The organism is Streptomyces sp. GbtcB6 (assembly GCF_019091475.1).
GTDB classification, from domain to species: Bacteria; Actinomycetota; Actinomycetes; order Streptomycetales; family Streptomycetaceae; genus Streptomyces; species Streptomyces hyaluromycini.
This window is the reverse complement of record NZ_JAGXJL010000008.1, coordinates 321,521-331,654: the sequence shown is the minus strand read 5'-3', so window position 1 is coordinate 331,654 and position 10,134 is coordinate 321,521. Positions and strand designations below refer to the sequence as shown.

Sequence of the window (10,134 nt, the reverse complement as noted above, 5' to 3'; positions counted from 1 at the left end):
GAAAGCCTGACCCGTCTGGCGATGGACCAGGCGCTCAAGTTCGGTGTACGGATCCACGCGCCCTGCGCGGTGGCCGGCCTGGACCTCTCCGAGGAGCGACGGCCGGCCGTTCTGCTGGAGGACGGCACACGCATTCAGTGCCGCGCGGTGATCGCCGCGACCGGGGCGCAGTACCGGCACCTCGACCTGCCGCAATGGACGACTTTCGAGAAGTCCGGTTGCGTCCGGTATGCCGCGACCGAGCTGGACGTCCGAGGCTATGAAGACCAGCCGGTGACGGTCGTCGGCGGCGCCAACTCGGCCGGGCAAGCGGCCCTGTCCCTCGCCGCCCGTGGTGCGACGGTGGATCTGATCGTCCGCGGCGCCGATCTCGGAGCCCGGATGTCGTCCTACCTGACCGACCGGATCCGAGCGCATGCGCGGATCCAGGTCCACACGAGCAGCACGATCCGCGAAGTGGACGGCGACGACACCCTCGCGTCGATCGTGGCCGAGAGGTCCGACGGGCGGCAGGACCGGCTGGCTTGCCGCGCCCTGTTCTGCTTCATCGGCGCCGACCCGGTGTCGGGCTGCGTGGGCGGCGTGGCCAAGGACCACAACGGCTTCGTCCTCACGGACAGCCGCCTGCCTGCCGAGCCGCTCGGTACGGCCCTGCCGTTTCAGACCAGCGCACCCCGGGTCTTCGCGGTCGCCGACCTCCGTGCGGGCTCGACGAAAAGAGTGGCCACCGCCGTCGGCGATGGCGCCGGCGCAGTCTCCTCCGTCCACGAGGCACTCGCCGGCGACTGACACGTCCCTCGGCCGCCGCCGGGGGATTCACCTCTGTCGATACCCGAAGGACCGTGTCGGCAACTGGACGGACACCTCGTACCGGGCGCCTGCCACCGCCGCCGCGATGCCTCCCGAGGAGAGATGACACCGGGGCGGTCGTTGACGGTCGCCGCATGTCCTCGTGCCGCGCTGCCGACCACTCGCGCGCGGATGGCGACTTCGGCGGCTCCGAGGGTGACGAACGCGCAGTTCGGAGTGTGGACGGTGAACTTGCTCGGGGCGTCAGCCTCGGAGCAGGGCCGTCGAGACCCCCGGCCGACGGACGACGTCTTCCCGGTCGCCGGAAGCGAAGATCTCGTGGACACCGACGGCCCTCGTCGACGGAGTAGCGTACGTCGACCGTTTACGCTCATTTGACGCTCTGAGGTCCTGAGGACTCGCCCGAGGAGCTCAATAGTGGCCTCTGACCTGGCATTTTTCCTGCCCCAGCTCTGTGTGACGTGTTTCTGATGACGCATCATGTGAAGAAGCCAAAGGTCATTTCTGCGCGTCCGTCTCACCGTATGGGCGCCGGGCTGGGTATTTGTGTCACTCTCTGCGACATGTCGCAGGGGTGATCAACTCGGCGTAAGCCGGGGAACGGGGAGACCTGGCGGGTTCGTTGCGCCTGGCGGAAGGTGGGGAGTGGTATTCGATTCTCCCCGGATTCTCCCCAGCGTCGGCAGGCGCCCAAAAGGCCAGGTCAGAGGCGTGGTTTTGTGAGGGCGAGGAGATCATCCGCATCACTTCTCCCCAGAGGCTCCCCAGAGCCGGTCGGGGCCCCGCTTTGGGGAGGTGCGAGAGCAAACAGCGGAAACTTCGCGTGGGCGAGGGCTCGACCTCTAGAGCCAGTCCCGTCGCTTGAAAATCACGTACAAACTGGCGCATACAACCCCCATCAAGCCGATCGCGAAGGGGTATCCGAACCCCCAGTGCAGCTCGGGCATGTGGGAGAAGTTCATGCCGTAGATGGTGCCGACGAGTGTGGGAGCAAACAGAATCGCCGCCCACGACGAGATCTTCTTGATCTCCTCGTTCTGTTCGAAGCCCGCCTCCGCCAACGCTCGCATTTCCGCGTTCTGTTGCTGGGTGACCAGGGTCGCGTTGACCGTGAGGATTTCCGTGAGGGCCTGGCGGAAGCCGTCCACGCGTTCGCTGATGTGGGTGACGTGGTCGGCTACGTCGCGGAGGTAGCGCTGGAGTTCCTCGTCGGTCTCGTACTTGGTGAAGCCGGCCATCAGGCCGTGCAGCATGCCGACGAGGGGGCGGGTCGCGCGCTGGAACTCGACCATCTCGCGGGAGAGTTCGTAGATGCGGCGGGACACCGACGGGTCGCCGCGGAAGACCTCCGTCTCGATCTCGTCGATGTCGTTCTGGACGCCCTCCACGACCGGGGCGTAGCCGTCGACCACCGCGTCGAGTATCGCGTAGAGGACCGCCTCCGGGCCGAGCTTGAGGAGGTCGGGGGAGTCCTCCATGCGGCGGCGGACCGCCGAGAGGTCCGGGGCCGCGCCGTGCCGGACCGTGATCACGAAGTCCGGGCCGACGAACACGTGCAGCTCGCCGAAGTCGACCTCCTCCGGTGTGTCCAGATAGCGGGCGGCGCTCAGGACGACGAAGAGGGTGTCGCCGTACCGCTCCAGCTTCGGGCGCTGGTGTGCCTCCATCGCGTCCTCGACCGCGAGCGGGTGCAGGTCGAACTCGGAGGCCAGGGAAAGGAGTTCGTCCGAGGTGGGACGGGCCAGGCCGATCCACGCCATGCTCGAGGGCGTGTCGCGCAGTTCGCGGTACGTCTCCGCGAGGGTCGACGGTGTCGACACGCGCACTCCGTCGCTGTACAGCGCCGCCTCCACGATGCTCGGCGGCTCGCCGGGCTCCGCGGCCGATGCGGGCCCGGGCCCCGGCAGCCCGGCCGTGTCGTCATGCTCCGGCGGCAGGGCGCGGCGCCAGACGGACCTTCTGGTACCTCGGCCGTTCCTGCCGTTCGAGGAGTTCTTCGAGGCCGGGCTGGGGCGTCGCTCTGACATCGCGGCCGCCTCTCGGTGGAGCCTGCATCGGCGTGATCTGTGCGATCTGCGTGATCGGTGTGATCCGCGTGGTCCAGGTGATTACGCGTGATCGGTGAGTCTCGGAGCAGGATATACGGGGCATACGGGCCCGGCGGAGGGAATCGAGGACGGGATTCGGTGAGAGGTGCGGACAGGAGCGGACAGAAGCTGTCCGCATTCGGCGTTAGCGTGCCCGGTATGACGAAGCAGCCGCCCGCCCCGGTCCTCGGTACCCGCGCCCTCAACCGGGCCACCCTCGACCGTCAGCTCCTGCTGCGCCGCTCGTCCCGGTCGGCGAAGGAGGCCGTGGCCCACCTCGTCGGCCTCCAGGCGCAGAACGTCAAGCCGCCGTACTACGCCCTCGCCGCCCGCCTCGACGGCTTCGCCCCCGAGCAGCTGTCCAGCCTGATGGCCGACCGGGAGGTGGTCCGGATCGTCACCCTGCGGTCGACCATCCACACCCACACCGCCGCCGACGCGCTCACCCTGCGCCCGCTCGTCCAGCCCGCCCGGACCCGGGAGCTGACCGCCTTCCGCAAGGGCCTGGCCGGTGTCGACCTGGACCGGCTCGCCGCGCTCGCCCGGGATCTGGTCGAGGCCGAGCCGCGCACCATGGCCGGGCTGCGCGAGGCGCTGCGCGCCGAGTGGCCCGACGCCGACCCGCAGTCCCTCGCCGTCGCCGCCCGCTGCACCCTGCCCCTCGTCCAGGTCACCCCGCGCGGACTGTGGGGCCGGTCCGGGCAGGTCGCCCTCACCACCGCCGAGCACTGGCTCGGCCGCCCCGTCGAGTCGGCGCCGACCGCTGACGCCGCTGACGCCACGGTCCTGCGATACCTCGCCGCCTTCGGCCCGGCCTCCGTCAAGGACATGCAGACCTGGGCCGGACTGACCCGGCTCCGCGAGGCCTTCGAACGGCTGCGGCCCCGCCTCCTCACCTTCCGCGACGAGGGCGGCGCCGAGCTCTTCGACCTGCCCGACGCGCCCCGCCCCGACCCCGATACCCCCGCCCCGCCACGCTTCCTCCCGGAGTTCGACAACCTTCTGCTCTCGCACGCCGACCGCACCCGCGTCGTCCCGCCCGGGCTCCGGGGCCGCGCCTGGCAGGGCAACCAGGCCTACCGCACCCTGCTCGTCGACGGTTTCCTGGCCGGCGTGTGGAAGCTGACGGAGGACGCCCTGGTCATCGAGACCTTCGGGCAGAGGAGCCGGGCGGGGGAGCGGGACGCGATCATGGCGGAGGGCGCACGGATGCTGGCCACCCTGCACCCCGGTGCGTCCTACGACATCCGCTTCGGGGCCGTCGCACCCCAAGCCGCCGTACCCCAAGCCGTCGTACCCCGAGCCGTCGTACCCCAAGCGGGCGGGTGAAAGCCCCGGCCGGTGAAAGCCCCGGCCGGTGAACGCCCCCGGGCCGGTGAGCGGCTTCCGTCGGCGCGCGTTCAGTCCGCCCGGCCCGTCACCGCCACCGTCACGCCCAGCCCGATCATCGTCACGCCGCCCGCGCCGCCGATCAGCGACAGGCGGCGGTCGGACCGGGCGAACCAGGTGCGGGCCGCGGACGCCGTCAGGCCCCACAGCGTGTCCGTGACCAGGCCGATGGAGATCGGGACCAGGCCGAGCAGCAGCATCTGAACGGGGACATGGCCCGCCGAGTGGTCGACGAACTGGGGGAGGACGGCGGCGAAGAAGACCACGCCCTTGGGGTTCGTGGCCCCCACCAGGACACCGTCCAGGACCGTGCGCAGATCGCCGCGCGGTTCGCCCGCCGGGGCCCGCCGGACCGCGGCGGCCGTCAGCTCCTTGCGGTGCCGGACGGCCTGGACGCCCAGGTACACCAGGTAGGCCGCGCCCAGCAGCTTGACCGTCAGGTACACCGTCACCGAGCGCTCCACCAGCGAGCCGATGCCGACCGCGACCGCCACCACCAGCAGATACGAGCCGAAGACGTTGCCGACCGCGGTGGCCACGGCGGTGCGGCGGCCGTGGGCGAGCGCCCGGCCGATCACGAACAGCACGCTCGGTCCCGGGATCGCGATGACCAGCAGTGACATCGCGGCGAACGCCAGGACCCGGTCCGTCGACACCATGTGCAGCACCTGCAACACCCCTCCCGAGCCACCCGTACGGAGCCCATTGAAACAGCCTGTTCGGACCGGGCTCTAGAGTCGGGACCATGGAACTGCGGCAGCTCAGCTACTTCGTCGCCGTCGCCGAGGAACTGCACTTCGGGCGGGCCGCCGACCGGCTGCACATCGTGCAGTCGGCCGTCAGCCAGCAGATACAGCGCCTTGAACGGGAACTGGGCGCCGACCTGTTCGACCGCTCGCCGCGCCGGGTCCGGCTCACCGGCGCGGGGGAGCGGCTGCTGCCCGAGGCACGGGCGGTGCTGGCGGCGGCCGAGCGGGCCCGGGCCGCGGTCGCCCCGCCGGCCGGGCTGAGGGTCGGCACGAGTACGGGGCTCGGTGCACACCTGGACCGGGTGCTGGCGGCGTTCGCGCGCCGCGCGCCGGACGTGCCCGTCGAGCTCTTCTCGTTGCCGGCCGCCGAACGCCTCGCCCGGGTCGCGGGCGGCGGCCTGGACGCGGCCTTCGTCCGGGCCGCCGAGCCCGTGCCCGGCGTACGGGTCCATCCGCTGTGGCCCGACCCCCTGGTGGCCGCGCTCCCCGCCGGCCACCCCCTCGCCGGCCGCACCGAGATCGGCGTCGACGAGCTGGCCGGTCTGCCCCTCGCGCTCACCGAGCGCCGCACCAACGCCGCCCTCGTCGACCTGGTCGTCGGCGCCTGCCGCGACGCCGGCTTCGAGCCGCTGCCCGGACCGTCGCCGGGCTCCCTCCAGGACACCCTCGCCAGCATCGGCACCCGCCCGCTGTGGACGGTCGTGTACGCGTCCCACGCGCGCGTGCTGCACAGCCCCCGGGTGGCCTTCGTGCCGTTCCGTGCTCCGGGCCTGGCCCTGCCGACGGGCCTTGCCGTGCCCGCCGTCAGCCCCTCCCCGCACCTGGCCACCCTGCTCCTGGCCTGCGACGATCACGAGAGCTGATCGCTGCGGTCGGGATCTGCTTCTTGGTCGCGGACGTCCCGTGCGATGGACTGGACCCACCGAACAGGACACCCACTCGGAGGAGTTCAGCGATGCCGATCGTCACCATCCAGCAGGGTCCCCGCGACACGGAGCTCAAGCGGGACCTCGTCAGGCGCGTCACCGACGCGTTCGTCGACGCGTACAAGATCCCCGCCGAGACCGTGCAGGTCTGGATCCACGAGGTCCCGGCCGACAGCTGGGGCGCGGCGGGCACACTCACCGCCGACAAGTAGCCGGGCCGGGACGTGGATAGGGGGCGTTGCGGGCTGCTCGTGGTAGCCCGCAACGCCCCCTGGTCACTCACCCGAGGGATACTCGGGAGGTCTTCTGGTTACGAGTTGACCTGCGTGGTCACCAGGTTCGAGAAGGTGGTCAGCCGGGTGTAGACACCCGGGTAACCGGCCTCCGCGCACCCCTCTCCCCAGGAAGTGATCCCTGCCAGGACGCCCCCGATGAGCAGGGGACCGCCGCTGTCGCCCTGGCAGGTGTCTGTGCCGCCGGACGTGTATCCGGCGCAAACCATGTCGGTCTGGACGAAGTCCGAACCGTAGGAGCTCTTGCAGCTGGTGTCGGACACGATCGGGACGGTCGCGGTCCGCAGCTGGTTGGAGGAGCTGCCGTTCTCCGAGGTGGTGCCCCAGCCGAGGATGCGGGCTGTGGTGCCGGCCGCGTACACGCTCGTCTGGGAGGACGTCACGTACGACGCCGGGGTGTACGACATCGCCGTCGAGAGCGTCAGGACGGACACGTCGTCGCCGTTGGTGGCGTCCGTGTAGTCCGGGTTGATCCAGATCTTGCTGACCCGGCTCACCGTGCCGTTGGTGCCGTTCAGGTACGTGCGGCCGCCGACCACGCGGACGCTGCTGGTGGACTCGCCCTCCATACAGTGCGCGGCGGTCACCACCTTGGTGGCCGACACCAGGGTGCCGCCGCAGAACTGGCTGCCGGACGCGTCCGTGATCTGCATCATGAACGGGTACGCGGTCGTGGTGGTCGTGGTGCCGCCGACGATGGGCTGGGGGGCGGCTGACGCGGTGGGGGACGCGATCAGCGCGGTCGCCGCGGCTGCGGCGGTGGCCACCAGGACTGCGGCGGTCTTTCTTGCGCGGTGGTGCCCGAACATGAGTCTCCTCAGTGGGGGTTGCCGGTGGGGGTCGCGCGGGTGTGGGGGGTGCAGCACGGGGGTCGCGGGACCGACCCCCGTATGCCCGGGCGAGCGGCACATCCATAAGCTAGGACCCGGAACCCCACCCTCCCAATGAGGGAACCCCCTAGGGGGATGGGGGAGGGAAAACCCTCGGTCCGCCTCAGTTAACCGGGAGCGCTCTCACTTCGCGCGTCGCCCTGCCGCCAAACGGACTATGTCCACGCGCGATCGGATGCCCAGCTTGCGGTAGACCCGGGTCAGTGTCGCCTCGACCGTCTTGACGCTGATGAACAGCCGCGCGGCGATCTCCCGGTTGGTGGCGCCCTCCATGACCAGCGCGGCGACCTGACGCTCCATCGCGGCCAGCCCGTCCAGGACGGCCGGCTCGGCCGGTGCCTCCACGGGAGGTTCCGGCACCGAGACGGCCTCGTCCACCTGCCGCAGCCACGGTAGCGCCCGGCACCGCCGGAACAGCCTGGTGGCCTCGTCGAACGCCGCGGGGGAGCGCCGGTCGCGCAGCGCGGCCCGCGCGAACGCGGCCCGCGCCTCCTCCAGGCCGTAGCCCAGTTTGGCGAACCGGTCCTGAGCCGAGGTCAGCTGGGCGACGGCCGCGTCGTGTTCCCCGTGCGCCGCCCGGACGAGGGCCTCCGCCCGGTCGAGTACGGCGAGCACGCTCTCCCGGCCGAGCCGGAGCGCGTGCTCCCGGGTGACGTCGATGACGTCCTGCGCCTCGGCGGCTTCACCCACCCGGACGAGTGCCTCGGCGAGGTCCCCCTGCCAGCGGCCCCGTGCCGGGTCGGTGATGCCGAGGCTCTGCTCCAGCTCCCGGACCCGGCGCAGCGAGCGGACCGTGCCCGCCGGGTCGCCGGCCACCAACTGGGCGTATCCGAGAGCGCCCAGGGCCCGGGACAGGTACATTGTGTCGCCGTCCTGCTCGGCGTGCTCCACCGCCTCCCGGGCCAGCGCCAGGCCCCGGTCCACGTCGCCGCCGGACGCCTCGGCCAGCGAGGTGAGCATCGCGGAGGCGGTCTCGCCGATCCCGCTGTCGTGGGCGAGGTGCAGGCCCTCCCGGGCCAGGTCCAGCGCCCGGCCGCAGTGCCCGGAGCGCAGCTCGGTCTCGGCGAGCCCGCGCAGGAAGTGCACCTCGCTCTCCACCTGCCCGCGTCGGCGCACCTCGCGCAGCAGCGCGGTGACGGTGGCCCGTGCCTCGGCCAGCTGGTCGCCCATCACCAGCCAGCGGAACCGGGCGCTGCCCGCCCCGTTGTGGTGGCAGGCCACGTTCGGGTCCTGGGGCTCCTTCAGGGCGCGCTTGATGGTGGCGGGTGCCGCCGGATGGCCCATCAGGGTCTCGACCTGGGCCTGGAGGGACAGCGCGAGGAGTTCGGTGCGCCGGTCGCCGCCCTCGGCCGCGAGGTCGGCGGAGTGCGCCGCCGCCTGCCGGGCCTCGGTGAAGTCGCCGCCCACGATCAGGGCCCGCCAGGCCAGCTGGTAGTGGACCTTGCCGAGCAGCCGCGGATCGTCGCCGGCGTCGGCGAGGGCGTGCGGGAAGGCCGCGTCGACCTCGGTCATGGTGTGGCCCGCGGAGTCGATCACCAGGATCCAGGCCCGCACCCGGTCCGCCGGACGGGTGGCGTGGGTGAGCACCTCGCGGGCGATGTCCTGGGCGAGGTCGATCTCGCCCGCGCTGGTCGCGTCCTCGGCCGCCTGGAGCCGGCGCTCGTCCGGGGAGGGCGTGTGGTCGCCGGGGGTGTGCCGGGCGGCGAGCAGGCCGATCTGCGCGGCCACCGAGGGCGCGCCCCGGTCCCGGGCCTCGGTGGCGGCCTCGGCCAGCCGGTCGGCGACCTCCGGGTCGGTGCCGGTGGTGGCCAGGGCCAGGTGCCGGGCCCGCTCGATCGGGTCGGAGGCGGCCGTGGACAGCGCCGCGTGCGCGGCTCGGCGCTCCTGCGCGGGCGCCTCCGCGTACAGCGCGGCGGAGATCAGCGGATGCGCGAAGCGTACGGCGGGACCTTCCGGCTCGGTCGCCAGCAGCCCCAGTTCGGCCGCCTGGGCGCACTCGGCCTCGGCGTTCTCCCGGCCGGCCGCGTGCAGCAGGGCCTGGGTGGGGCGGGCGCCGGCGCTGGCCACCAGCAGGGTGCGGCGGGCCTCGACGGAGAGCATGTCGAGGCGGCTGAGCACCAGGGCGCGCAGCGAGGTCGGCACCGGCAGCGGCTCGCCCGGGCGGGGCGGGGTCGCGTTCTCGGCGAGGGCGCGGCCGAGTTCAAGGGCGAAGAGCGGGTTGCCGCCGCTCGTGCGGTGGATCTCCCGGACCGTGGAACGGGTCAGCCCGGTGTGGCCGCGGTGGTCGAGGAGTTCGGAGACCTGTCCGCGAGTGAGCGGGCCGAGGCGGACGGCGACGGTGTCCGGGGGCGACGCGCGTAGGTGACGGTCGTACTCCTGGCCCTCCGTGCGGACCGCGCACAGCAGTTGGACCGGGGTGCCGCCGAGCCGGCGGGCGGCGAAGCCGAGGAGTTCGGCGCTGGCCGGATCCAGCCACTGGAGGTCGTCGGCGACGATCAGGACGGGCCCCTCGGCGGCCAGCACGCGCAGCGCGGACAGCACCGCGAGGCGCAGGGCGAGGCCGTCGCGCTGGAGGGTGGACTCGCCGCGGCCGGTGAGTGCCGACTCCAGCGCGGTGCGCTGGGCGCCGGGCAGGTGGGCGGAGACGTCGTCGAGGACCAGGCCGAAGAGGTCGGCGAGGGCGAGGAAGGGAAGATGGGATTCGGACTCGGTCGCCGAGCAGCGCAACACGGTGTGGGCGGTGCCGGCGTATTCCGCGTCCAGTGCCCGCAGGACGGTGGATTTTCCAATTCCGGCGGGCCCGTGCAGGAGGACGCTGCCGCCTGAGGCGAGCTGCTCCCGGGCGGCCGCGACCAGCTCCGCCCGGCCGATGACCAGGTCGGGGCGGCATCTGGCAGGCTCCTGGAAGTCCCGTCGCACGGTCACCGCTCCCCTCGTGTGTCGTGTCCAAACCAAATTCTAGGCAATGAACCCTGAAATCCGGCCGAACG

8 protein-coding genes are annotated in these 10,134 nt (G+C 72.1%); 4 read left to right on the top strand and 4 right to left on the bottom strand.

What is annotated here, in order from left to right:
* Positions 1–789 (top strand): NAD(P)/FAD-dependent oxidoreductase (locus KVT45_RS16885; protein ID WP_217548232.1); only part of this gene is annotated, 789 nt, incomplete at its 5' end.
* Between the two features lie 863 nt (positions 790–1,652).
* Here the strand turns inward: KVT45_RS16885 and KVT45_RS16880 are convergent.
* Positions 1,653–2,837, bottom strand: a complete 1,185-nt coding sequence (locus KVT45_RS16880; RefSeq protein WP_217548230.1) for a magnesium and cobalt transport protein CorA — start codon at positions 2,835–2,837, stop codon at positions 1,653–1,655.
* A 219-nt stretch (positions 2,838–3,056) separates the two neighbouring features.
* On the opposite strand from KVT45_RS16880, the gene KVT45_RS16875 reads away from it, so the two are divergent.
* On the top strand, positions 3,057–4,226 hold the full coding sequence (locus KVT45_RS16875) for a winged helix DNA-binding domain-containing protein (RefSeq protein ID WP_217548229.1): 1,170 nt from the start codon (positions 3,057–3,059) through the stop codon (positions 4,224–4,226).
* Positions 4,227–4,297: 71 nt separating this feature from the next.
* Here the strand turns inward: KVT45_RS16875 and KVT45_RS16870 are convergent, their stop codons facing one another.
* Complete coding sequence (locus KVT45_RS16870) at positions 4,298–4,945, bottom strand: LysE family translocator (protein ID WP_217548227.1); 648 nt, start codon at positions 4,943–4,945, stop codon at positions 4,298–4,300.
* 86 nt (positions 4,946–5,031) lie between these two features.
* On the opposite strand from KVT45_RS16870, the gene KVT45_RS16865 reads away from it, so the two are divergent.
* Together KVT45_RS16865 and dmpI are read left to right on the top strand one after the other, a co-directional pair.
* Positions 5,032–5,898, top strand: a complete 867-nt coding sequence (locus KVT45_RS16865; RefSeq protein ID WP_217548225.1) for a LysR family transcriptional regulator — start codon at positions 5,032–5,034, stop codon at positions 5,896–5,898.
* A 92-nt stretch (positions 5,899–5,990) separates the two neighbouring features.
* The gene (gene dmpI / locus KVT45_RS16860; RefSeq protein WP_123972902.1) at positions 5,991–6,173 is read left to right on the top strand and encodes a 4-oxalocrotonate tautomerase DmpI; all 183 of its coding nucleotides are present in this window, start codon (positions 5,991–5,993) and stop codon (positions 6,171–6,173) included.
* A 98-nt stretch (positions 6,174–6,271) separates the two neighbouring features.
* On the opposite strand, the gene KVT45_RS16855 is transcribed toward dmpI, so the two are convergent.
* Positions 6,272–7,063: a trypsin-like serine protease gene (locus KVT45_RS16855; protein ID WP_217548223.1), complete on the bottom strand. Its 792-nt coding sequence runs from the start codon at positions 7,061–7,063 to the stop codon at positions 6,272–6,274.
* A 204-nt stretch (positions 7,064–7,267) separates the two neighbouring features.
* The gene (locus tag KVT45_RS16850; protein ID WP_217548221.1) at positions 7,268–10,069 is read right to left on the bottom strand and encodes an AAA family ATPase; all 2,802 of its coding nucleotides are present in this window, start codon (positions 10,067–10,069) and stop codon (positions 7,268–7,270) included.
* Positions 10,070–10,134 lie beyond the last annotated feature (65 nt).

What these genes read in the sequence shown, in the direction of transcription:
- dmpI (WP_123972902.1), top strand. Translation starts at nt 5,991, where the DNA reads ATGCCGATCGTCACCATCCAGCAGGGTCCCCGCGACACGGAGCTCAAG.
- KVT45_RS16880 (WP_217548230.1), bottom strand. Translation starts at nt 2,837, where the DNA reads ATGTCAGAGCGACGCCCCAGCCCGGCCTCGAAGAACTCCTCGAACGGC.
- KVT45_RS16855 (WP_217548223.1), bottom strand. Translation starts at nt 7,063, where the DNA reads ATGTTCGGGCACCACCGCGCAAGAAAGACCGCCGCAGTCCTGGTGGCC.
- KVT45_RS16870 (WP_217548227.1), bottom strand. Translation starts at nt 4,945, where the DNA reads ATGGTGTCGACGGACCGGGTCCTGGCGTTCGCCGCGATGTCACTGCTG.
- KVT45_RS16865 (WP_217548225.1), top strand. Translation starts at nt 5,032, where the DNA reads ATGGAACTGCGGCAGCTCAGCTACTTCGTCGCCGTCGCCGAGGAACTG.
- KVT45_RS16875 (WP_217548229.1), top strand. Translation starts at nt 3,057, where the DNA reads ATGACGAAGCAGCCGCCCGCCCCGGTCCTCGGTACCCGCGCCCTCAAC.